The organism is SAR202 cluster bacterium, assembly GCA_016872285.1.
In the GTDB taxonomy this organism is placed as follows: Bacteria; Chloroflexota; Dehalococcoidia; order Lucifugimonadales.
Genome location: VGZZ01000036.1, coordinates 1 through 23895, shown reverse-complemented (window position 1 = coordinate 23895; position 23895 = coordinate 1). Strand labels below are relative to the sequence as shown.

Annotated in this window: 21 protein-coding genes; 7 read left to right on the top strand and 14 right to left on the bottom strand. The window is 59.1% G+C overall.

Annotated features, from left to right (window positions below; translation table 11 throughout):
- From FJ320_09815 to FJ320_09800, 4 genes are all read left to right on the top strand, one after another.
- On the top strand, nucleotides 1-1483 hold a 1483-nt coding region (locus FJ320_09815; protein ID MBM3926258.1), incomplete at its 5' end, for a hypothetical protein.
- A gap of 12 nt (nucleotides 1484-1495) precedes the next feature.
- A complete protein-coding gene (locus FJ320_09810) occupies nucleotides 1496-2041 on the top strand; it encodes a DUF4340 domain-containing protein (protein ID MBM3926257.1) in 546 nt (181 codons plus the stop codon).
- 9 nt (nucleotides 2042-2050) lie between these two features.
- Nucleotides 2051-2356 (top strand): hypothetical protein, encoded by a 306-nt coding sequence (locus FJ320_09805; protein MBM3926256.1) that lies wholly within the window; start codon nucleotides 2051-2053, stop codon nucleotides 2354-2356.
- Between the two features lie 100 nt (nucleotides 2357-2456).
- Entirely contained in the window at nucleotides 2457-3686 is a 1230-nt protein-coding gene (locus FJ320_09800; protein MBM3926255.1) for a competence/damage-inducible protein A, read from the top strand.
- Here the strand turns inward: FJ320_09800 and FJ320_09795 are convergent.
- The 7 genes from FJ320_09795 to rimI all read right to left on the bottom strand — a co-directional run bounded on the left by FJ320_09795 (nucleotide 3683) and on the right by rimI (nucleotide 10614).
- Nucleotides 3683-4096: a type II toxin-antitoxin system VapC family toxin gene (locus FJ320_09795; GenBank protein ID MBM3926254.1), complete on the bottom strand. Its 414-nt coding sequence runs from the start codon at nucleotides 4094-4096 to the stop codon at nucleotides 3683-3685. The genes FJ320_09800 and FJ320_09795 overlap by 4 nt on opposite strands.
- Complete coding sequence (locus FJ320_09790) at nucleotides 4093-4371, bottom strand: AbrB/MazE/SpoVT family DNA-binding domain-containing protein (protein MBM3926253.1); 279 nt, start codon at nucleotides 4369-4371, stop codon at nucleotides 4093-4095. Before FJ320_09790 ends, FJ320_09795 begins: the two co-directional genes overlap by 4 nt.
- Before the next feature lie 96 nt (nucleotides 4372-4467).
- Nucleotides 4468-7737: a hypothetical protein gene (locus FJ320_09785; GenBank protein MBM3926252.1), complete on the bottom strand. Its 3270-nt coding sequence runs from the start codon at nucleotides 7735-7737 to the stop codon at nucleotides 4468-4470.
- A complete protein-coding gene (locus FJ320_09780) occupies nucleotides 7709-8443 on the bottom strand; it encodes a CoA pyrophosphatase (GenBank protein ID MBM3926251.1) in 735 nt (244 codons plus the stop codon). Before FJ320_09780 ends, FJ320_09785 begins: the two co-directional genes overlap by 29 nt.
- On the bottom strand, nucleotides 8334-9224 hold the full coding sequence (locus FJ320_09775) for a CbbQ/NirQ/NorQ/GpvN family protein (GenBank protein MBM3926250.1): 891 nt from the start codon (nucleotides 9222-9224) through the stop codon (nucleotides 8334-8336). The genes FJ320_09780 and FJ320_09775 overlap by 110 nt, the downstream gene beginning before the upstream one ends.
- Nucleotides 9217-9831 (bottom strand): dephospho-CoA kinase, encoded by a 615-nt coding sequence (locus FJ320_09770; protein MBM3926249.1) that lies wholly within the window; start codon nucleotides 9829-9831, stop codon nucleotides 9217-9219. The genes FJ320_09775 and FJ320_09770 overlap by 8 nt, the downstream gene beginning before the upstream one ends.
- A 93-nt stretch (nucleotides 9832-9924) precedes the next feature.
- A complete protein-coding gene (rimI, locus tag FJ320_09765) occupies nucleotides 9925-10614 on the bottom strand; it encodes a ribosomal-protein-alanine N-acetyltransferase (GenBank protein ID MBM3926248.1) in 690 nt (229 codons plus the stop codon).
- A 201-nt stretch (nucleotides 10615-10815) separates the two neighbouring features.
- Here rimI and FJ320_09760 point away from each other — a divergent pair, with 201 nt between their 5' ends.
- Together FJ320_09760 and FJ320_09755 are read left to right on the top strand one after the other, a co-directional pair.
- A complete protein-coding gene (locus FJ320_09760; protein ID MBM3926247.1) occupies nucleotides 10816-12594 on the top strand; it encodes an ABC transporter ATP-binding protein in 1779 nt (592 codons plus the stop codon).
- 24 nt (nucleotides 12595-12618) lie between these two features.
- The gene (locus tag FJ320_09755; GenBank protein MBM3926246.1) at nucleotides 12619-14496 is read left to right on the top strand and encodes an ABC transporter ATP-binding protein; all 1878 of its coding nucleotides are present in this window, start codon (nucleotides 12619-12621) and stop codon (nucleotides 14494-14496) included.
- A gap of 109 nt (nucleotides 14497-14605) precedes the next feature.
- Here FJ320_09755 and FJ320_09750 read toward each other — a convergent pair whose 3' ends face one another.
- From FJ320_09750 to FJ320_09730, 5 genes are all read right to left on the bottom strand, one after another.
- A complete protein-coding gene (locus FJ320_09750; protein MBM3926245.1) occupies nucleotides 14606-15016 on the bottom strand; it encodes a response regulator in 411 nt (136 codons plus the stop codon).
- A gap of 124 nt (nucleotides 15017-15140) precedes the next feature.
- Nucleotides 15141-15914, bottom strand: coding sequence for an enoyl-ACP reductase (locus FJ320_09745; GenBank protein MBM3926244.1), 774 nt, complete (start codon nucleotides 15912-15914; stop codon nucleotides 15141-15143).
- Nucleotides 15915-15928: 14 nt separating this feature from the next.
- Nucleotides 15929-16903, bottom strand: coding sequence for an LLM class flavin-dependent oxidoreductase (locus FJ320_09740; GenBank protein ID MBM3926243.1), 975 nt, complete (start codon nucleotides 16901-16903; stop codon nucleotides 15929-15931).
- Nucleotides 16904-17293: 390 nt separating this feature from the next.
- Nucleotides 17294-18646: an amidohydrolase gene (locus FJ320_09735; protein MBM3926242.1), complete on the bottom strand. Its 1353-nt coding sequence runs from the start codon at nucleotides 18644-18646 to the stop codon at nucleotides 17294-17296.
- A 3-nt stretch (nucleotides 18647-18649) separates the two neighbouring features.
- Complete coding sequence (locus FJ320_09730) at nucleotides 18650-19993, bottom strand: amidohydrolase (protein MBM3926241.1); 1344 nt, start codon at nucleotides 19991-19993, stop codon at nucleotides 18650-18652.
- Between the two features lie 88 nt (nucleotides 19994-20081).
- On the opposite strand from FJ320_09730, the gene FJ320_09725 reads away from it, so the two are divergent.
- The gene (locus FJ320_09725) at nucleotides 20082-21221 is read left to right on the top strand and encodes a glycerate kinase (GenBank protein MBM3926240.1); all 1140 of its coding nucleotides are present in this window, start codon (nucleotides 20082-20084) and stop codon (nucleotides 21219-21221) included.
- On the opposite strand, the gene FJ320_09720 is transcribed toward FJ320_09725, so the two are convergent.
- Both FJ320_09720 and FJ320_09715 read right to left on the bottom strand, forming a co-directional pair.
- Entirely contained in the window at nucleotides 21202-22722 is a 1521-nt protein-coding gene (locus tag FJ320_09720; protein ID MBM3926239.1) for an MFS transporter, read from the bottom strand. The genes FJ320_09725 and FJ320_09720 overlap by 20 nt on opposite strands.
- A 333-nt stretch (nucleotides 22723-23055) precedes the next feature.
- Nucleotides 23056-23895: MFS transporter (locus FJ320_09715; GenBank protein ID MBM3926238.1), on the bottom strand; the 840-nt coding region annotated here is incomplete at its 5' end.

The following is a 23895-nucleotide window of genomic DNA, read 5'->3' as shown; positions in this document are numbered from 1 at the left end:
GTGGGACGTGACCAGCACAAAGCAGTTCACCCTGGCGCCGCGAACCCTTGAGGTGTTGAGAGACCTCCCGCAGCCAGTGGAAGCCATAGCGTTCTTCGACAAGGACTCCCAAGAACAAGCTGCGCCCCTCAAGCTGGCGGACGATATGCTCCACGAGTTCGAGGTTAGGTCCGACAAGTTCTCCTATCGTATAGTAGACCCGGACGTAGAGCCGAATACGGCGCGGCAGTACGGTGTGACTGGACCTGGACAGGTGGCTTTTATCAACCAGGACTCCAACGAGACGTCGTTGGCTATAGCGGCCCAGGTGGTGGACTTTGACCCCCAGACAGGGACCCGTTTCTTTGAAGCCAATCAGAGGCTTGAGCAGGCCTTTGTCACACCCCTGCTGGTGGTGACCAGCGATGAGGAAAAGGATGTCGCCTTCCTGGTGGGCCATGGCGAAAGGGGTATTGGGCTTGAAGCGGGAGAGGGCGGATACTCCCAGGCGGCTGCGGCTTTACTGGAAGAAGGTTACAAAGTATCAGAGCTGGACCTTCAAAGACAGAAGCTGGTTAAAAGAGGCAGCCAGCCGGAGGAGCAAGAGGGCCAAACCCCCACCGAGGTGTCGCCTGCCCTGATTGTGGTGGCCAACCCCAGACGCGATTTGATTGGGGAGGAGGTCACCGCCCTCAAGGAGTATTTGATGTCCGGCGGCAGAATGCTTCTCCTGCTGGAACAGAACACGCCGGAGAGCTTCCGCCAGTTCATAGGCTCCTGGGGCGTGAGCCTGTCGGACGGAACGGTGGTAGACACGTCGGAATTTGTAAGGCCGGATGTGAGGACCCCGCTCATAAGCCAGCATAACCCCTCTTTGGATTTGGCCCACGGGTTGGACAGGACCTACTACCCGGGAGCGGCGCCCCTGGTGTCGGTGTCCGGAACGCTGCCCACCGTAACCATTGGCGGAGAGAGGTACTCCACCAGGGTTGTGACCCTGGAGGAAGACCAGTTTGGTCGGTATGTCATAGCGGTAGGCGCTGAGGGCCAGGAAGCGCCCATAATTAATGTCCAGGGCATCGGCCGCACGTCTGCGAATAGTTGGTTGATCAAGGATCCTTTGCGGACAGAACCTGACCCTAACGTAGATACAAAGGGGCCGTTTTCCCTGGGAGTTATAGTGGATGGGATTGTGCCTCTAGGAGAGGAGATATCCACAGAGGCCAGCGCGGACGTGCAGAAGGCCTCGCTGATAGTCTTCGGCGACGCGGACTTCGCGTCGAACCGCGATTTCAGCGGCGTCAGTAATCAGGATATTTTCGTGAACTCGGTAAATCAGCTGACCGGAGATGTTTCTCTCATAAACATTCGGCCTAAGCTCCTATCGCAGCGGGAATTTTTGGCCACACCTGACGAGTTTGACGTTGTTCGATTCACTAGCTGGTTCCTGCTGCCGACCCTAATGGCCATTGGCGGCGTAATAGCCTACTGGCGGCGTCGGTAAGGAGACCTGGAGATGAATGTAAGGCTAACGCTATTGTTGGTAGTGCTGCTGGTGGTCATCGGTGGCCTGGTGGCTATAACCCAGGTGCTGAGGGGCGGCGACACGCCGGACCGCGGGTCGCGACTGTACCGCTTGAGCAGCTCAGAGCTAAACCGGGTGGTAGTTACCCGAGGCGAAGAGACCATCACCTTCCTGCGGAAAGGCGATGAGTGGTTTATCGACGATACCGAGCGTGGCATGGTAGGCGTGGATGTACAGCGATGGGGTGGCATACCTGTCCTTCTCGGCGGGCCCACCACCACCAAGCTGATCGAACCGCCGGAAGGCCAGACCATAGACTTCACCTCTTACGGCGTAGCACCCCCCAAGACATCCATTCATGTGGCCACGTCAAGGAATCAAGCGGTAGACGTCCACATCGGCGACGCCACTCCTGACGCCACCGGCTATTACGTAAAGGTTCACGGTACCAATGTGCTGTACGTAGTCAACTCGGCCTGGGTTGACGTAATCAACCGCCTCATAAACGAGCCTCCGTACCCGCCCGTGCCGGCATAACGCGTCAATTTGCAAGAAAGGCCCGCCATGCAGGAAGGGCTGTTAGATGCCGCTAGATGGGCCGCTATCATTTCCGATACGCCGGAACTTGCGGGCGACGGCCATTCCATAGAGCAGATAGCAGACCGTTTTACGCGCCAGTACCTATCTGCCTGGGCAAGGGCCGGCGCACACGAGATGCGGGAACGTGTATGGCAGGCCTTCTGGAGCTACCTGACAAGCGCGCCGACTCCCAGAAAAGCCTTTCAGCTTTCGGCGGAGTCGGCGGACGCGCTGATAGGGAAGATAAGGGAGAGGGTGGAAGGTCAAGAGTAGCTGAAATTAGCCCTAAGTCCGCTGCGCTCTAAATTTGAAGTCATAAATCCAGAGGCACTATACTTAGTCGTCAGGTCAGACTGAGGAAAAGAAAACGAATATGAAGGGCGAAATATTTTCTATAGGCCACGAGCTGCTTATGGGAGAGATCACGGACACCAACGCGGCGTACATAGCGTCGCAGTTGCCGGCGCTGGGCGTCACTCTTCACTGGATAAGCCAGGTAGGCGATGATATGTCCGACCTCACGGACGCCTTCTCCCGGGCCCTCAAGCGGGCGGACGTGATCATTACCACCGGCGGCCTTGGACCCACCCAGGACGACTTAACTCGCGAAGCCATTGCCAGTGTGCTCGGCGAGGAGATGAAGCCGGACCTGGCCCTGGTGGAGGACTTGAGAAAGTGGTTCAAAGGCAGAGGCATGGAGATGCCCCCTCGAAATATCAAGCAGGCCAATCTCATCCCATCGTGCAAGGCCATAGCCAATAATCAAGGGACAGCCCCAGGGTGGTGGGTGGAGAAGAACAATAAGACCATTATCTGTATGCCCGGACCGCCGGGCGAGATGAAGAACATGTGGACAACCCTGGTGGCCCCTCGTCTTAAGGAGCGGGCTAAAGGCATTATCATCATCTCGCGTAACATCAAGACCACCGATATGTCCGAGGCGGAGGTGGCGGAGCGGGTGTCAAAATACTTCGGGCTGGAGAACCCCTACCTGGGCATTTACGCTAAGCACGACGGAATCCATCTGAGAATTATCTGCCGCGGGACCAGCGAGGCCAAGGCAAGGGATATGATAAAGCCGGTGGAGGAGGGTATCATCGCCATCATGGGCCCCCATATCTGGGGCTATGATGACGAGACGCCTGAGGAGGCGGTAGGTAAGACGCTGAGAGAGCGGGGTATGACACTGGCGGCCATGGAGTCGTGCAGTGGTGGGATGCTGGCAGACACCATTACCAACGTCCCTGGCAGCTCCCAGTATTTCAAAGGCGGCGTGGTCTCCTACACCAACGAGGCGAAGATAGCCGCCGGGGTACCCTCAGAGATAATCGAGCGTTACGGCGCAATAAGCGCGGAGACGGCGGAGGCCATGGCGCAGACAGTGCGAAATTTGCTGCGGGCGGATATAGGTGTCGGAATAACGGGCGTGGCGGGCCCATCGGAGATGGAGGGGAAGGCTGTAGGGACAGTCTTCGGGGCCATCAGCATTAACGGGAAGGTGAAAGGGCTGAGCCTGAAGCTGCCGCCTAGACGCTACCTGGTAAAGTACAGGTCTGTGAACTCGGTTCTGGTGGCGCTACAAAAGATGCTGAGAGATGGCTAGGGTTCTACACGCTTCAGGCCCGGCACACGGTCAAAGTCCTGGTCGTAGCTAATGACTTCAGTAATGTTTAAGTATTCCATTCGAGCGGCGAGGATAGCGTCTTCAAAATCGAGAAGCTGGTAGACAGAAAACAGGTCTAGGGCATAAAGAAAAATGCGTTTATTATCTAGCCTAAGATTGTCTAGGGATAATATGGGCTGAAGCCTGGCCTGAATGTCTTGACGGGACAATCTATAAGGCAGACTTCTGGACCAAAGGATATAAACGACCTCGGTCAGGATGCTTTCAGTAAGAAGAATCTCTTCCTGGTCATTCTGGATCCTTTGGAATAAGTTATAACAGGCCAGCGCTTTTTGCTCATCATCTCCCGTGATGTATCTTATGAAGATATTGGCATCGACCAGTTTCATTTCTTTTGAAACTTTTTAAAGTCTCTGACAAGCTTCTCGGCCCACGCATCTCGCGTCAACTCCTTGAAGTCGATGGGCCCTTTAGGGAATTGAACTGAGCCGTAGACCTCTTCAAGAGTGAAGGCAGGCTTGGTTATGATTACCTGGTCTCCCTTGATTTTGAAAGAGACCTTTCCTTTAGTTTTGACGCCTATTAGACGCCTGACCTCAGCGGGAATGGTTACTTGGCCTCTCTTACTGACAGAGGCAAGAATTTCCTTTGTTGGGGTTTTCATTGCATGTCTCCTATTACAAGGCAATGGTACTAATACAAGGCGAATACATCAACGCTTTGTATACCCACCTTGCACAATTCTGTCCCGGATAGGCAGCTAGACGGTCAGCTTGCGGTAAAGCTGAGGCAGGCGCTGAGGTAAGGTCCAGATTTCGTCCAGGACTTCGTAGCTCATGTCGCCGCACATAGTCTTGAGGTAGTCGTGGCCGGACTTGTCCACGGTGAGGCAGAAGGGGATAATGTCGTGCTTTCGGGCCTCCACCAGCGCCATGTGGGTATCGTGGACGGCGTACTCCTTCTCGACACCTTCGCGGCTGTAGCCCCGGTCCTGGGGACGGCCGTCGCTGATAAGGAACAGCAGCTTGGTCTTGGCCTCCTGACGCACCAGCTTGGTAGTGGCGTGCCGGATGGCGGGGCCCATGCGAGTGGCGTGGAGCGGGCTGACCTTGTCGATGCGGCGCTTCACCTTATCGCTGAAATCTTCATCGATGTCCTTGATGACGTAGAACTCCACGTTCTCACGGCCGTACCCTGAGAAGCCGTAGATGCCGTAAAGGTCACCGATGGACTCTAGGGCCTGCATAAGAAGGGCGACGCCCTCCTTTTCTAGGTCGATGATGCGCTTGTAGTTGCGGCGCACCATGCCTTCGCGGCGGGACCTGAGCCACATCATGTACTCGACGGGATCGTCTGGGGCGTCGTGGTCGTTGTGGGAGGGGCGGCCTTCGTCAATAGCCTCGGCGGTGGAGGCGCTCATGTCCAGGAGGAAGACCACAGCCACGTCCCGCTCCTGCTTGTTGCGGAACCAGTACACCTTTTCTGATGGCGTGATGCCGCTGCGGCGGTCTATGACGGCCTCTATGGCGGCGTCCAGGTCAAACTCCTCGCCGTCGGGCTGGCGGCGGAGCTTGCGAAAGCCCTCAGGAATGACCAGCTCGAACTGGCGGCGGACGTCGTTAAGGAGAGTGGCGTAGTTGCGCATAGTGTCGCCGTAGAACTGTATATCCCCTTCGTCGACGACCTTCTCTCGAACAATGCACCATTTGGGTTTGTAGTCATCGGCACGGAAGTCCCACTCATCATAAACAAAGGTCTTGGGTTCCTTAGCCTCCAAGGAGCCACCCTGCTCGTCGACATGGGCAATGGGGCCGTAGCCCTTGCCGGGCTGGGCGGTGGCCTGGGCCATGCCAGCCTCGTGCATAAGATTTTGGGCCAGCATGTCGGCGAAGGCGGCTTCGTCCTGATTGGACTCCATATCCAGCTCAGGGTTGTTCTGAAGGAGCTGCTCCAGCATCTCTTTAGTGAGGCCTTCCTTCGCCTGCTCGCCGGGGAGGCCTTTGCCGCGCATTCGATTCAGGGTCTGCACCAGCTCAGGCTTGAACTCTCCGCGAAAGTCCACGTCTTCCGGCGACTCGTATTCCTGGTCTTCCTGAGGCTGCTGGTCGCCCTTCTCAGGCATGTTCTCCAGCTCTTTAATAAGTTCCGATAGCTCGTTTTCCGAAAACTCTTCGTCGCTGTCGAAGTCCTGGTTTTCGAACTCCTCCGAGTCTTCCTGGCGGTTGGGGATTCGAGAGATGATATCGTAGGCGCGGAGAGTAGCCTCGGAGCTGTCCTCGACGGCGGCGGCGATATTAAGAAGGCGGCGCTGGATTTTAGCCAGGACTTTGGCGGCCTTGGCGTAGTCCTTGGGCACAGGAATCCCCTTGTACTGGTCAAGGCTGAAGCGGACCAGGACCTCCACCATGGCCTGCCGGAGGGGCAGGTCTAAGATGGCAGGCCGGCCCTCCAAAGCGCTGCCTTGGACACGCTTGTAGCTGGAGACAATACCGCGGTACTCGCCCTTGACCCGCGCGTCGAGGCGGCCGTCTTCCAGGATGGTGAAGAGATCAAGGCCAAGGCGGCGGTCCTCCATGAGATTGAAGAAGCGGCCAATATCTGTAATCCAGGTCTCCTGTCCAGACTCGTCATCAGCCTCAACCTGCACATCCAGGGGCTTTTTCTCCTGGGGCTGGGCGTTTAGCCGCTCCAAGCGCTTCTGCCGAGTGTCCTTGAAGAGGACGGCGGGGTGGTCAAAGCTAAAGTAGAAGCTGCCGAACTCCAGGTGGGCCACCTGGTGTGTGGAGACAACTTTATACCATGAGAAGTTCTCATTTTTAGCGGGGTAGAGGTCCACAATGGGAGGAAGGAACACCTTGGTACCCTCCGTAGTGGCCTGGTTTTCCGAAACCCAGCCAATGCCCTTGTGTACCAGGTCGGCAGTCTCGGAGACCTCCATATCTGCGCCGGAGAGGGCGCAGCAGTAGAGTTTGAGAACGCCTTCCACGCGCTCCAATTCGACGCTGGAGGATAGGCTGTCCAGCACTTGCTCGGAGGTGCTGGACTCGAGGCGGAAGTAGGCAAGGCCGCCTTCCGGGTTCTCCTTAAGAAGGCGGACGCCGCGCTCGAACCACACATCGACCTGTTCCAGAGTGATCTTGTTGAGGACCGGGTCCAGGCTTTTAAGGAGGGCGTGAACGGCCTCGGGCGAGATGGCGGCCAGCGTGTCGCAGAGGTCCAGGATGTGTTTTTGGGAAGCGGACTTGATTTTGCCCAAGGCGGTGGCGCCTTTGACCAGGAAGGCGGGGATGTCTTTAGCGCCCTCCCGGGCCAGGTGCTCGGCGAGATTGAGGAATCGGCTGCGCTGGCTGTCCTCGATATGGGGGAGGGCGTTGCCGGCGACCTCAAAACAGCCTTTAACTTCGCGCCAGTTAGTATCGGTCAGAGTGCGGCAGAGGGACAGAAAAGCTTCACGCTCGGCGCCCATGTCGGCCAGGGTCTCGTTGCCCAGGACCAGGCATTCGCCGGCCAGGTCGTAGGAACGGTTGGACAGGGCCTCCAGAAACCCCGCGAAGACCTCCACGTCCCAAAAGGAGAGATTCTTCACTAAGGAGGGGCTTAGCTCAAAAAATTTAATGGCCAGGGTGCTGGACTTCCATGTGCCCTTATACATATTTCGACCCAGGCCGGCCCATCGCGCGATGTGCTGGGGTCGGAGGTTGGGGACGATTTCAGGGCTGGCTCGGAAGAAGCCGATGGATAGCGAGGGCGAGTCTTTCGCCAGGTAAGCGCCGCTGCGAGACCACTGGATGAAGGCTGAAAAGGGGAGGAACTTGGCTACTTCTGGACTGACCTTGAAGTACTCCAGGGCCGCCTCCCAGGAACGGGCGGTCTGAGTAGCCATGTCCACGCCTTCCTTGGCCCACGCGGTCAGTTCGTCGTCCTTGAAGGCCAGTTTAAGAGCGGCGGAGGCCTTGAGATACTCCTCCTGAAGGGGAACGGGGAGCTTTTCCAGGGCCTGGCTAAGCGGTGACTGGTTTTCTTGCTCCAATTTTTCTTCTCCCGTTCTGCTGGACCGTGGATATCAAGCCCAGAAACTGCTCAACAATTTTAGCGGTCGCGCCGTAGATGAGATGCGGGCCGTAAGCAAAAGAGTAGCCCTTAACAGTCTTTCCGTTCTGCCATCTAACTTCCTCCCGCCAGTTGGCGGGGTCTTGAAGAACCGGCAAGGGCACTTCCAGCACTTCCTCCACTTCAGCGGGGCTGGCGGTGAAAGAGTACGGGTAAGATATGGTGCCGATGAACACCTTGAGGGCATAGCCGGTGCGCGTAGGCACGTCGTCCATCTGGCCGATGATGGTCACATCCTGGGGTAGCACGCCGGACTCTTCATAGGTCTCGCGCAGGGCCGTTGCAAGGGGGTCAGGGTCTTCCGCATGGGGGACGCCGCCGGGGAGGGAGACCTCGCCCTTGTGGCGCTGCACAAACTGAGAACGCTTTTGGAAGTGGACTACGTACTGGCCGTCTTTGGGGTAGAGAAGGAGGAGGACGGCGGCGGGGCTGCGCGCGGGGTCAGTCAAGGGCGCGGGTGTTCTGCCGGCCAAGAGTTGGTGGAGATTTTTTAAGGTGAGGTCTGTGAACAAGGGATTATTCAAAGATTGAAGAGACAACCTCTTCAACACTGCGCTGTACCTCATGCTGGTCCGTGATGCCCCAGACCACGGCCACCTGGCAAGCGCGGCGCGGAGAGATGCCATTGGCCATAAGTTTGCCGGCGTAGATGAGAACACGGGTGCTCGCGGCCTCCTTGAGACCATGGTCGGCAAGATTGCGTATTTTCTCGCCGAGTTTGGCCAGAGACTGGGCCTGCTGGCGGGAGCAGCCGGATTCTTTAAGGATAATCTCCGTCTCCTGGTCCCTAGGCGGGGGATTGAACTCAATAGCGATGAAGCGCTGGCGGGTGCTCTCCTTGAGGTCTTTGAGGGCGCTCTGGTAGCCGGGGTTGTAAGAGATAACAAGCTGGAAGCCCTCGTGCGCCTCCAGCACCAAGCCCTGCTTCTCGACGGGCAGTACGCGGCGGTGGTCGGCCAGCGGGTGTATAAGAACAGTGGTATCCTTGCGTGCCTCGACAATCTCGTCGAGGTAGCAGATAGCCCCGGCTTTGACAGCGCGGGTGAGGGGACCGTCCATCCACCGGGTGCCTTCAGCATCCAGGAGGTAGCGGCCAACCAGGTCGCTGGCGGTAAGGTCTTCGTGACAGGCAATGGTAACAAGGGGGATAAGGCCTTCGCCGTTGCGGGTCGCCTTGCTTGCCTTCTTGATAACGGTGACGGGCCGGCTGAGCTTCCAGGCCATGTATTCGACAAAGCGTGTCTTGCCGGTGCCCGTGGGTCCCTTGAGGATTATGGGGATCTTGCCGGCAAAGGCCGCCTCAAAGATTTCCACTTCGTCGCTCAGCGGGACATAGTAGGGCTCTGAAGCGACAAAATACTCTTCAATCTGGTACTGGTTGAACCCAGCGCCGTTATCTCTAGCCATTCTTGTTTGTGCCTTCCTTTTGACGACTCACCCAGAGTTTTAGGACCTGCTCTCTCAGTTGCTCAGGCGTTCCCGAATTATTGATGATAACACTACTTCGCTTCGCGCGCTCGTCGAAGGGGATTTGGGATTTTATGCGGTTTTGGACCTCCTGCTTAGTGAGGCCGTCCCTGACTTGGAGTCTTTTCAGGACTATATCTTCCGGCGCGTAGGTAACCCACACTTCGTCCACCAGGGAATCCCAGCCTGCTTCAAAGAGCAGCGCGGCTTCAACGACTATTGTATCAATTTTCTGTTTGCGTAGCTCCTCTAATTTTTGTTCCGCCAGCCTCCTAATTTGTGGGTGGACAATGGCGTTAAGTTTCTTAAGGGCCTTGGGGTCGGCAAAGACGATGGCGCCCAATCGCCGCCTGTCGATTTCACCGCTCGGAGCGGCCACTTGCGGGCCGAAGGCATCCACCACTTTGCGCCAAGTCTCGGTGTTAGGCTTGTATGCCTCATGGCCCAGGCGATCGGCGCTGATGAGTACGGCCCCCAGTTCCTGAAGGATTTGAGCGACTGCGCTTTTGCCAGTTCCAATGCCTCCAGTAAGCCCAATTACCTTCATTGATTAGCCGTGGACCTAAAGTGGGGCCATTCTACCAATGGCATATAGGAGGGTCAACACAAGGCTGGACGAAAAGATAGGACTAAAGGAAAGCTAGTGGGGCTGAGGAGTAAAAGAGATATCCACAGCGCCGTGCCGCTCGAAACAGACCTTTCGCAGCTCTTCGAATCGCTCTCGAAAGATGGCGGCCTGGAGAGGTTCCGTGGTCATAATGGCGGCGTCTTCCCTATTATCCGTGTAGTAGCCCTTGCGAATCCCCACGCGCTTGAAGCCGTACTTCTCATAGAGAGCTATGGCCGGGCTGTTGGAGACCCGCACTTCCAGGGTCATCACACGGCTTTTGCGCTGGAAGGACGCTTCAAAAGCGCCGATGAGTAGGATCTCGCCGAGGCCCTGGCCTCGCCAGGCTTCTCTCACGGCGATGGCGGTGATGTGCGCCTCGTCAGTGAGAAACCAGATGCTGACAAAACCCAGCGGCGTGTCCCTGGGAGGAGACTCCACGGGCCTTGGCTGCTTCAGGAGGCCTTTGAAGCTGTGGATAAGCCGGAGGGGTAAAGGTCCCCTCGGAGCGCTGGCCGCGACGCCGGCGGGTTGAGGGACAGATAGGTCTGGTCCGTCGGCTGGGATGGCGCTGGAAACCACCAGATAGGAGATGCGCTTGTTCTGCATCTCGCGTTTGAAAGAGGTAGCCGGACAGAACGTGGGAAAGGCTTCCCTTTCGATTTGGGCGACGGCGGGGATGTCGGCCTCCGATAGGTGGCGAATAGAAAAAGGCATTTGCATGGGTGATGTTCTCTGGTCTGTAAGCAAATTCTAGCACCGGCTGGAGGAAGAAGGTAGGAGACAAGGGGGTCTTTATCCCTCCGAAATTGGGCTGAAGCCCTCGTGCCGCAGGCCTCCTTAAAGAGGATTTTCTTAATCCGAGCTAGCACATTAGGAATTCGTGGGAAGGACGCATGGCAAGGGGAAGAGGCTGGGTCTATAATGGCGGCAATGAGAGTCCTCCTGCGGCTGGCCCGATACGGGCTGGACCATAAGCAGTACCTTTTCTGGGCGTGGGTGTCTCTGTTGGGCGCCAACGCTCTGGCGTTAGCTATACCGTGGCTCATCGGCGGGGCGGTGGACCACGCTCTGACTGAACGCGACAAGACTGAGCTGGTCTGGCTGGCCCTGCTGATCCTGGGACTGAGCGCCTTGCGAGGGCTTTTCAGCTACGGCCAGACCTTCTTCTCGGAAGCGCTGTCTGCCAAAGTGTCGTATGTCCTGCGCAACACGCTGCTGAAGAAGCTCCAGGGCATGAGCTTTGCCTTCCACGACCAGCACAAGACCGGCGACATGATGTCCATCGTTACGTACGACGTGGAAAGCACACGGCAGTTCATCAGCTTCGGCCTGGTGCGGTTTGTCCAGCTAGTTATCTTGATAGCTGGAATCACGCCGCTGCTCATAATAACCCACTGGCAGCTTGGGCTCATCAGCCTGGCGTGCGTGCCGCCCACCGTTTACACATCTGCGGCTGCGGGGCGGAAGATGCGCAAGATATGGAATAGGGTACAGGTAGAGACGGGAGAGATGAGCACCGCGCTTCAGGAGAATCTGACAGGAATGCGCGTAGTCAAGTCCTTTGGGGCGGAGGAATCTCAGAAGAGCAAGTTCCACGGACACTCCGCCAATGTGGCGGAGGACACCTATGCCGCCAACAAGTTGAGAGTAACCAACTCGTCGTTTTTAACCTTCGTATATCTTATCGCCACGGGGCTGGTGGTACTGCTAGGCGGGCGATGGGTCATCGACGGCAGCCTGACAGCGGGCGAGTGGACTCAGTTCATGCTGTACCTGGGCCTGCTGGTGATGCCGGTGAGGATGCTGGGCATGGCCGTGAACACCTTCTCCAGGGCGCTGTCCTCGGGAGAACGTGTCTTCGAGTTGCTGGACTCCCAGTCGCCGGTGGACGACGAGGACGTGTCCAAGGAGATGGCCGGTGTGAAGGGCGAGGTGAGGTTCGATGGCGTGTCCTTTGGATACAACCCGGCCCAGTCGGCGTTAAAAAACATCAGCTTCACGGCCAAGCCTGGTGAGAAGGTGGCGATACTTGGCGCCGCCGGCAGTGGCAAGACGACGATTGTGAACCTGATACCGCGTTTCTACGACCCCACGACGGGCCGCATCACCATCGATGGCATGGATATTCGGGGCGTGACCCTGGAGTCCTTGCGGCGGAATGTGGGGATGGTGTTCCAGGACGTGTTCCTGTTCCACGCCAGCGTCAAAGAGAACATCGCCTACGGCGCCAGCAACGCCACCCTAGAAAAGATCATTGAGGCATCTAAAGCTGCGCAGCTGCATCAGTTCATCGAGTCGCTGCCCCAGGGGTATGAGACGCTGGTGGGCGAGCGGGGGGTGACGCTATCGGGCGGGCAGCGCCAGCGGCTGGCCATTGCTCGGACACTCTTGCTGGACCCGCCGGTGTTGATTCTCGACGATTCGACATCCAGCGTGGACGTGGAGACGGAGGGGATGATTCGGAAAGCGCTGGAAGAAGTGATGAAGCGCCGCACTACATTTATCATCGCCCACCGGGTGAGCAGCGTGAGGCTGGCGGACCAGATTCTGGTGCTGAAGGACGGGGAGATAGTGGAGCGGGGTGCCCACAACGACCTGATCAGCCGCGAGGGGTTCTACAAGCAGATTTACGAATTGCAGATACTGCCGTCGGAGCAGGTGCTGCTGGAGGCTTCCATAAGCGATGACGGGAACAACTAATCCAAATAGGAGCGTGCGCCCGCTATGATGGGTGGCGGCGGAGGCGGATGGCGGGTGCTGACCCGCGCGGATGCCATCGACGAACGGCGCGGCGGCATGCGAGACTACCGCATACTGCTGCGCCTGCTCAGCTACGCGTCGCCGTACAAGCCGCTGGTGGTTCTGAGCCTCGCTACGCTTTTGATATACGTGGCCACGGTAGTGGCGACCCCGTGGATTGTGGAGCGCGCCATAAACCAGGCGCTCTATGCCAGGAGTGCCTCCGGCCTGACCTTCTGGGTGATGTTGTTTTTCGGCAACATAGCCATCAATTATGTGTCGAACTACGTGCATCAAGTCGCCATGGCCCGGGTATCTCAAAGTGTTCTTGTGGACCTTAGGGACGATATGTTTGCCCATTTGCAGGCCCAGTCCATGAGCTATTACGACCGGGAAGAGATGGGCCGGATCATGTCCCGCATCCAGAACGATGTGGGTCAGGTGCAGGAGTTCCTATCGCAGATCGCCATCACCATCGCCGACGTGCTGACGCTGGTGGCTATAGTGGCGGCTATGGTGCTGATGGACTGGAAGCTGGGACTGATAACCATGTCGGTGCTGCCGGTGCTTCTGCTAATCGCGGGCAAGTGGCAAGTGAACTCCTGGCCTAGATTTATGCGGGTGAGGCGTACGCTGGCGATTGTAAACGGGAACCTGCAAGAAAATATATCAGGCATGCGGGTGATCCAGAGCCTGAACCGCGAGGATGAGAACCTGCGGCAATTTGACAAGCTGAACAACGACCATCTGGACGCCAACCTGAACGCGGGTAGGTTGTCGGCGGCGCTGATGCCCTCGGTGGAGGTGCTGTCGGGAATATCCACTGCGCTGGCGATAATCTTCGGCGGCTTCATGGTCATCGACGGGTCGCTGGAAGTCGGCGTAGTGGTAGCCTTTACCCTCTATATCCAACGTTTCTTTGAGCCTATTCGCAATCTGACCATGCAGTATACCCAGATGCAGAGGGCCATGACCTCCGGGTCGCACATCTTCGAACTGATGGCGGACCCGCCCACGGTGGTGGACAAGCCCAACGCCCAGAAGATGCCTCATATCCGGGGAGAGGTGGCTTTTGAGGACGTGCGGTTCAGCTACGTGCCAGGGATAGAGGTCCTGAAAGGCGTGAACCTCAAGATTCGTCCCGGGGAGACAATCGCGGTCGTTGGAGCCACAGGGGCGGGCAAAACAACTCTGGCGTCGCTGATGCTGCGGCTGTACGACGTTACGGGAGGCCGGGTGACAATTGACGGCATCGACGTGCGGGACGTGGACCGAACGTCCCTGGTGAACCAGATGGGAACGGTGGTGCAGGAGCCGTTCCTGTTTTCGGGCACTATAAAAGACAACATCAAGTTTTGCCACTCTGACGTCACAGACGAGCAGGTGGTACGAGCGGCACAGGCGGTAGGCGCCCATGATTTCATTATGCGTATGAAGGGCGGCTACGACGCCACGGTGGAAGAGCGAGGCGGGAACCTGAGCGCCGGCCAACGGCAGCTCATCGCCCTGGCGCGGGCCATGGCCTTTAACCCTCGAATCATCATCATGGACGAAGCGACGGCCTCGGTGGACAGCTACACGGAAATGCTTATACAGGAGGCGCTGAACCGGGTACTTAAGGGCCGTACAGCGCTGGTGATAGCGCATCGACTATCCACGGTGCGGAACGCGGACCGGATTATCGTTATGGACCAGGGCCGGATTGTGGAGGAGGGGAACCATGTGTCGTTGCTGGCGCTGGGGGGCGTATACGCGAAGCTGTACTGGAAGAACTTTGGGGTGAATGGGAAGCCGGGGGCCAGGGTATCGGGGAACGGGGCGGAGCCGGGGAGGAGGGCGGCGCGAGAAGCGGGGCCTGCCTAGTTACCACCGACATTACTCGCGTAATTAGAGCGCGAGGGGCCACTCTAAACCGAAAGACAATACCTGCTGGCCGTGGTAGTTCAGAGATACCGCGAGCGTCGCGAGCTGGTTAAGACCTTTGACCTGCTGGAGTTTTCACCACTGACTTGAAAAGAATATTAAGGATGCCGCCCAAATCCTGGAGGCCTATAGGTTTAGCAAGATACGCGTCGGCGCCGTTCTGTTTAGCCAGCTTGACCACCGACTGCTGCACTATAGCGGTCAGCATCACAACTTTGACATCCTTAGTCTCCGAGTTGATTTTGAGAGTGCGGCAAGCGTCCAGCCCGTTCATCCTTGGCATGACCATGTCCAAAAACACGGCGTCAGGACGCGACTCCTGGGCCATCTGGACCGCCTCTTCACCGTCGGCAGCCAGGAGAACGGAATGGCCCAGGTGCACCAGGAAGGCTTTCATAATCTCTCTTTGACTGGCTTCGTCGTCAGCAACAAGGATTTTCAAGCTCACGGAAGGCTCCATTCCTGATTGGTCATCTGTGGATCGGCAGGTATTAGTTTGGGGCCTTCAGCATCCCCACACCAGGGTAAAAACCCTAAAAAATTTATGGGGGTTTTCCCGCTTGGCAGGCTGTCGAAGGCGCGATTTAGACGCCCATTATGTGATAGCCGGCATCCACGGGAAGAACGGCGCCGGTGACGCCGCTGGCAAGGTCGCTGAGGAGGAAGAGGGCGGCCTTGCCTACCTCGTCGTGGGTGATGTTCCGCTGCAGGGGCGCCCGCTCGGCGTGGACCTTCTTCATATCCAGAAAGCCGTGGATGCCGCGAGCAGCCAGCGTCTCCAAAGGACCGGCCGAAACGGCGTTGACCCGGATGCTGCGAGGACCGAACTCGTAGGCGAGCTGCCGGACCTCGTTTTCCAGGGCGGCCTTGGCGGCGCCCATAACGTTGTAGCCGGGATAAACGCGCTGTGAGGCCTCGAAGGTGAGGGTGACGACGCTGCCGCCGTCCTTCATCAGCGGCGCGGCATGGCGCACCAGCGGTATGAGCGAGTATGCGCTGATTTCCAGGGCCTTTTGAAAACCTCCGCGGCTGGTCTTTGAGAAATCGCCCTCCAGGTCCTCGCGCTGGGCGAAGGCGATGCTGTGGACCATGGCGTGGAGGCTGCCTAATTCGGAGGCGGCCTTTTGGAAGACGGCTTCGATGGCCGCGTCTGTGGAGACGTCGCATTCGAGGAGGAGGGTGTTGGGGATGTCCTGGGTGAGGCGTTGAACGCGGCTGAGGAGGCGTTCGTTCTGGTAGGCGATAGCCAGGCGCGCGCCGGCCTTGTGTAGCGCCTCGGCGACATGCCAGGCGATGCTGCGGTCGTTGGCCACGCCGAAAATGATGGCGTTTTTGCCGGAGAGGTCTATAGGGTACAAGAGCTAAGCCTCCTTTATTTTCGGAAGTTCGGCCAGACGTTTTGGAGGAAGGAGTCCAGGTGCCGCTCCTGGTCGAAGGCGGCAAACCGGACTATGACCGTGGTGGCGCCTGCCTGGAGAAATTCGCGGATGCGCTGGGTGGTGAGGTCGGGGTGTCCCCACGGACCCCAGAGGTCGCGCCAGATGTTGACCCCATAGTAGAGCTTTAGATATCGGTCGGACTCGTCGAGGGCCTGTCGACGGTCCGGGTTCAGGTTGACGGTCATGTAGATGACCTTCTGCATAGTATCGAAGTTTTTGCCATGAACCGCTGCGCGCTCCTTAACTCGACGCCCGATCTCTTCGAAGCCCTGCGGGTTCTCGGAAATAGTAATGTAGCCATGGCCGATGCGGGCGGCCCGGTCGAACTGCGCGGGCCGCTCGGCGCGCAGGTGGCAGGCAAAAAGAAGCGGTATGCCGCCGGGCTGGACGGGCCGCGGCGACATGGCCACGTCCTGCAGGTGGAAGTGCTTGCCGTGAAAGGTGACGCGGGCTTCAGTTCCAAGGCGGCCCACAACCTCCATAGCCTCTTCCAGTCGCCGGCCTCGTTGTGATGCTTTGACACCGGCGGTCTGCCATTCCTTCTGCTGCTCGGCATTGAAGGCCCCGCCTGCGCCCACCGCCAGGACCAGCCTGCCCCCGGAGATGAGATCCACCGTTGCGGCTGTCTGCGCCAATAAGACAGGGTGGCGCAGCGCGGCAAGCATTACGGCGGTGCCCAGGCGGACTCGACGGGTGATGCCTGCCAGGGCCGCAAGAGTGGAGAGGGGTTCCAGGCGGGGCTTGGCGGTGAGGCTGTCGCCAACCCATAGAGAATCGAGTCCAGCGCTTTCGATGGCACGGGCCATATTGAGGATAAGGTCAGCGTTATGAGGTTGTGGACCCTCCATAAGAAGGCCGCGGGTAGGAAGGAGGGCGCCGATGCGGGGCTTGAGCGGTTTTGTGGTCATGGCGTTACATTGTGGGGCAAACGTTGAATTCCTTCAAACCGTCCTCGCCCCAAAACAAAAGGCCTAGATTTCCATCGAGGCCACAAACGCAAATAAACGCGGGCTTAGCCTGTTACCCCTGCCTCCGCTTCCCGCACTTCCCGCAAAACACATTCCGCAGTGGCCCGTTCTCCTCGCCGCAGAACGCGCAGTTCCACAACAGTGTGCGGTCCTTCCTCTTGCCGCAATGCGAGCACAGCTCGCTTCCACCCGACGCGTTATTCGTGCCGCAATGTATGCACGTCCACATAACCTTCGCCTCCTAAGAAAGCGGCCTAACTCTGGGGCCGCAACGCCTGGATTTTAGCAACCGACACCCAGACTCGCAAACGGACCTTGATAACCCCTTCTCTACTCCCTCCCGCCGTCAAACTCCACCTCCCTCGCCCTCTCCCTCTGAAACGACAGGTACTGCTCCTTCGTCATCGACGCCCGCCACCCGCTCAGCGCCTCCTTCGCCCCTGCTGCCCCCTCCGACAGCAAATCGATAGCGACCATCGCCATAATCTTGGCCGGGTTTATCACGGCCGCCTCGTAGTCCTTAATCGTGTACTCCTTGCTATGCCCCGCCCCCGTCGCGCCGCCCGTGTACGGATGGCATGCTGGCATTATCTGGCTCAGGTCCCCCATATCCGTAGACCCGCCCCGGTTCCGCGTCGATGGCATCTGCAGCACGCTTTCGTGTCCCACCACCCGCTCTGCGTTCTCTTTGAACAGCCTCTGCAGCGTCGAATCGTGCTTCAGCGGCATGTAGCCCGGGATATTCGTAATCTTGACCCTGCCTCCCACCGCCATCGCGCCAGCCTTGAAGCATCTGTCCACTCGTTCGCTGTTCTTCGCCACCGCCTCCGGTGACCCCGACCTCACACGCCACTCCAGCCGTATGTCCGACGGCACCGCGCTCACCGACTCTCCCCCACGATTTATAATCCCATGTATCCGCACCGTCTCCGACTCTGGAAATGTCTCCCGATTCGCGTGTATCGCCATCAACGACCACGCCGCCGCGTTCAAAGCGTTAATCCCCACGTGCGGCGACCCTCCCGCATGCGCCCCCTTGCCCAGAAACTGAATATATTTCACCACGTGGGCATTGCTGGTCCCGCCCACGGCAAAGCTCTTCTTCCCCAGGTCGCTGGCCGTGTGGCACATAATCGCCATGTCCACGTCGTCGAACTCCCCCAGCCTGATCAGCTCCTGCTTCCCGCTCAGGAACTCAATCCTCTTTTCGTCCCGCAGCGCCATCCGCTTTTCCACCTGCACAAACTCCTCAGCCGGCACCGCGAAGGGCACAATCCGGCCTGATAGCTGGGACAGCACCTCCGGCGCCTGCAAACCCGCCAGCGCCCCCAGCATCATCCCTATCTGGCAGTGGTGCCCGCAGGCGTGCGCTGCCCCCGTCGTCGGGTCCGACGTCGAGTGCTCCGGCACCAGCAGCGAGTCCAGCTCGCCAATGATCGACACCCGGGGCCCCGGCCCGGCGCCCCCCTCTATCCACCCCTTCACTCCTGTCAACGCTAGACCGCTCTTGTGCGATATCCCCCGCTTTGTGAACTCTTCCGCCACCAGCTTCGATGTCTTGAATTCATGAAATCCCGTCTCCGGGTTCTCCAGTATCCTCTTCGCTACAGCCAGCAGCTCGGGCTTCCTCTGCTCAATGGCCTCGCACGCCTTACGCTTCAGTTCCTCCTTGTTCAGCGCCATGCCTTAGCCCTCCATCCTTTCGGGATTGAAAAGCTCCTCTTTGGACAGGCCCCGCATCACCTTCAAATACTCCTCCTTCGTCATTGCTACCTTGTGCTTAGACATCACCTGTCGCGCTCCTTCCGCCCCCTCCGACAGCAAATCCACCACCGTCATCGCCAGCGACTTCGCCGCCGTCACCACCGCCAGGTTGTAGTCCCGCACCACATAATCGCTGCCATGGCTTAGGCCCGTGGCGCCTCCGACGTAGGGGTGTATCGCCGGCATAATCTGGCTAATATCCCCCATGTCCGTCGACCCCGTCCCATGCCGGCGATGCCCTATCTCTTTCTCTCCCACCAGGCCCACGGCGTTGTGCTTGAACATATCCATCATTAACGAGTCCTGCCTCAAGGGCATGTAGCCAGGAATCGTCGTAATCTTCACCTGCGCCCCCACGGCCATGGCCCCCGCCCGCAGCGCCCGGTCTACCTTCTTGTTGGCGTCCAGTATCGCCTCCAAGTTGGCCCCGCGGACAAAGGTCTCCATCCTTACGTCCGCTGGCACCGCGTTCACCACCTCACCGCCTTTTGTAATGATTGGGTGTACTCGAATCGTATCGTCATCCTTAAACGTCTCTCGATTTGTGTGTATCGCCATCAGCGCCAGCGACGCCGCGTTCAAAGCGTTGATCCCCAGATGCGGCGCGCCGCCAGCATGCGCCACTCGCCCGATGAACTGGATCCGCTTGGCGATGGTCCCGTTGTTAGTATGGCTGATGCACAGTTTTCCCTCGTTAGTTGTGCTGGTGGTGTGGCACATCAGCGCCATGTCCACATCGTCAAATTCGCCCATCCCAATCATCTCCGGCTTGCCCCCCAGGAACTCTAGCTTCCCCACCCTACGAAGCTCGTCCCGCCACTCAATCTCTATGTACTCCTCCGCCGGCACCGCCATGAACACCAGCCTCCCGGCTAAGCTCGGCAGGACATCCTGGTCCATCAGCCCGTAGGCCGCCCCCAGCATCATCCCAATCTGGCAATGGTGCCCGCAGGCGTGGGCATAATGGGTTTCCCTGTCGGCATGCGGATGGTCAGACACAATCAGCGAGTCCAGCTCCCCCAGCACCGCCACCGACGGCCCCGCCGACCCTCCCTTCACCTCCCCCTTCACCCCCGTCAGCGCCAGGTCGCTCCTATGCTTGATCCCCATCTTCTTGAACGCGTCCGACACCAGCTTAGACGTCCTCACCTCCCTGAACCCCGTCTCCGGCTTCTCCAGTATCGTCTTTGCTATGCGGACTATCTCCTCCCCGTGCTGGTCTATCGCCGCGCTAACCCGCTGCTTCAAGTGCTCTTTGGACGCCATGGCCTGCCTCCCCTTCTTGTGGCCGCATTGTACCAGAGCAAGTTTAGCGCGGCACATGCGTCTATCATTCGCACTGTATAATTCCCCCATGAAAGTCCTCATCGCTCCCCAGGCCTTCAAAGGCAGCCTCTCTGGCCCCCAGGTCGCCCAGGCTATCCAACAAGGCGTCCTCCAGGTCTTCCCCCAAGCCCAATGCCACCTCCTCCCCATCGCTGATGGCGGCGACGGCACCCTGGAAGCCCTCATCCACGCCTCTGGAGGCCGCACCTTCACCTCCCAGGCCACCGGCCCCCTCTCCGAGCCTGTCGAAGCCCACTGGGGCGTCATGGGCGACGGTAAGACTGCCGTCATTGAAATGGCTCAGGCCTCCGGTCTCGTCCTTGTTCCCCAGGGCCGCCGCGACCCACGGCACACCACAACCCTCGGCACCGGCGAGCTAATCAAAGAAGCCCTGGATAAGGGCTATCGATGCTTCATCATCGGCATCGGCGGCTCCGCCACCAACGACGGCGGCGCCGGCATGGCCTCCGCCCTCGGCGTCCGGTTCCTCGACAAGCAGGGCTATGAGCTGCCTCCCGGCGGCCTCCCTCTCGCTACCTTGGACTCCATCGACGTGTCGAATCTTCATCCAGTTCTGGGACAGGCTCGCATCACCGTCGCTACGGATGTCACCAATCCCCTCTGCGGCCCCCAGGGCGCCTCCGCCGTTTACGGCCCCCAGAAGGGCGCCACAGCCCCTATGGTGGAAGCCCTGGACAAGGCCCTCCAGCGCTACGCTGATGTCATCAAAAAGTCCCTCGGTAAAGACCTCGCCCACCGCCCGGGCGCCGGCGCCGCCGGTGGCCTCGGCGCAGGCCTCATGGCCTTTACCGGCGCCGAGCTTCGCTCCGGCATCGATATCGTCTGCGACGCCCTAGACCTCGACAGGAAGCTGGAAGGCGCCAGCCTTGTCATCACCGGCGAAGGCCGCATTGACGCCTCTACCGTCTTCAACAAGGCCCCCATAGGCGTCGCCCGCCGCGCCAAGGCCAAAGGCGTCCCCGTCATCGCCCTGGCCGCCAGCCTCGGTGAAGGTTACCAGGAGGTGTACAAACACGGCATCGATGCCATCGCCTGTATCGCCGACCGCCCTATGCCCATACGGGAGAGTATCCGCCGCGCCCACGACCTTGTCGCCGCCGCTGCCGAGCGCGCCCTTCATTTCTTAACTATCCTGCCGCCCCGCTAGCCGGATTGCTCCCGCTCTCCGACATCTGCTGTTTCGCCACGTCCCCCTCCCTCGTTCCTCGCTCCTGCCTCCAGACCATCACAGTCAGTGCCACCGCTGCGGCGAAAATGCACGCCGACACAAGATAGACCCGCGTTAAGCCTTCCGTAAAAGCGCCGGCAGCTCCCTGTGCGCCGCTCCCCGGCTCCAGTTTCGCCTCAAACCCCATAGACGCCATCGTGCCCGCTACAACCGCTGTAGCCAGCGCCACTCCTGTATTCTGCGCCAAATTGCGCGTCAGGTTAATGTATGCGGACGCAACACCCAGCTTAGAAGCCGCCGTCGCTCCCAGAACAGCGCTCTGGTTGCTGGACACAAACATACCCATCCCGCATCCCTGCAGCGCCAGCGCGGAGACTATCAGCCCCAACCCCGAATCCACTGAAAATCTAGACATCATAAACAGCCCCGCTCCGGAGATAGCAGCCCCCGCTGTTATAAAGCGCCTCTGCCCGTACCGGTCGGAAAGCCATCCTCCCATTGCCCCTGTCACTGCAGTGCAGCCCACGTTGGCAATCATTATCAGCCCGGCCTGCCCTGGCGAATATCCCAGCGCGCCTTGCAGGTAAAACGGCATCAAAAACCACACCGACGCCGCTCCTACATAACAGACAAAAGACGTCAGGGGCCCTACCGAAAATATCCTGCTCTGAAAAATGCTCAGGTCCAGCATCGGCGACGCCGTCCTCCTCTCCCACCACACAAAAGCCCCCGTCAGTCCCGTCCCTATCGCCAGCGCCGCCACAATTTCCGACGACGCCCACCCCGCCCTAGGTCCATTGCCCAGCCCCAGCAATATCGACAGCACCGCCCCGCCCGACAGCGCCGCCCCCAGCCCATCGAGCCTCCCCCGATGCTCCGCTCCTCCCTGCATCGACAGCCGGTCTGTGTCCAGCAGCGCCAAGGCTGCTGCGATACCAGCCACGGCGATAGGCAAGTTAACAAAGAATACGGACCGCCATCCAAACGCCTCCACCAGCGCGCCCCCTATCACCGGCCCCATAGCCGTGCCCACAGCCAAAATCACCATGTGGCTTCCCACGGCTTTACCCCGTTCGCTAGCCGGAAAGGTAGTGGTTAGAATCGCTATTCCGTTGGCCATCACCATCGCCGTTCCCACCCCGGACGCCGCCTTCAGCCCAATAATTCCCCACAGGCTTGGTGAAAACCCCGCCAGCGTGGACGTGGAGGCAAAGACCGCAAACCCCAGAATGTAAACCTTCTTCCGCCCGTAAACGTCCGACAGCCTCCCCATCGGCAGCAGCATAGTCGATAGGACCACTACGTACCCCAGGGTCACCCACTGAACCGTGGTAATCGACTTTCCGAACTCGTCCCCAATGGTAGGCAGGGCGATGTTGACGCTCCCAAAGTCCAGCGACGGCAAAAGCGAACCCATAGCCACCGTCGCGAAAACAAGCCACTTATAATCGGACTTCTGGCTAATGGGCGAACTGGGCATCGGCGCGGCTTAGCCTAGCACCAAGCAGCTCGGCAGGCGAGCTACGTTTAATTCTATTTCCAAGGAAATTCCTTCTCCCCTTCCGGGAGAAGGCGCAGGTCGAAGACTCGCCGTGGCGAGATGAGGGGTAAACCCTGGAAGTACGCGCCGTCTGTCAGGCACAAGCGATCTCAGAGACTTCCCCCTCTGGTTCCTTCCCACCTTGAGGTCGAACTCCTTTAGTCATATCAATCCGAGATCCCGATGCCAATCGGGAGGGAAGGTTAGAATGAGGGGGTCGGGGAAGGGTGGTAGGGTCTACTCGCAGCCACTCTAGACAAACGGTAACTCCGCTCAGTCCGACGTCCCGTGGGCTTCCGCCGTCTTCTCCCCCGCCACTGGCGCCACCGCGGCCTTCCCGGTAGGCTCCTCCTGCTTCCCTTTGAACAGCGTCAGCACCATCCCTACCAGCATCACCACACCAGCCATCATATACGCTCGTTGTAGCCCCACCGTGAAAGCGTGGGCCACTCCCACCCCGCCGCCCTCCGACACCGCGTCCAGGCTCGGCTCATACCCCATATTCCCCATGGTTACCACCACTATCGTCGTCGCGATAGCTATTCCCGTCACCGACGCCGTGTTCCTATTCAAATTCACAAACGCTGATGCTACTCCGTACCTCTTCGGCTCCACTGCGCCCAGCATCGAGCTATGGTTGGACGCCTGGAACATCCCGTTCCCCAGGCCATGCATCACCAGCGCCGGCACCACCAGCCCAAGGCTGGACGCCTCCGTCAATCGAGTTACCATAAACAGCCCCGCTGATATCATCAGGGCCCCGCTCACGTTGAATATCTTGTGCCCGTAGCGGTCTGACAACCTCCCCGCTATAGGGCCCATAACCGCCATGGACGCTGCGCTGGCCACCATAATCAGCCCCGTCGCCCCCGGGTTGTACCCTAGCACCTTCTGCAGATAGAAGGGCATCAGGAACCACACCGACGACCCACTGAGGAACGATATGAATCCCGCCGTCGCCCCTATTGAAAACGTCCGGTTTCTGAACAGCGCCAGCTCCAGCATCGGCGACCTGGCCTTCGTCTGCCACCATATGAACCCCGCCATCAGTCCCGCCGCCGCCGCCAGCCCCGTCACTATCACCGGCGACCCCCACCCCGCCCCGTGCCCGCT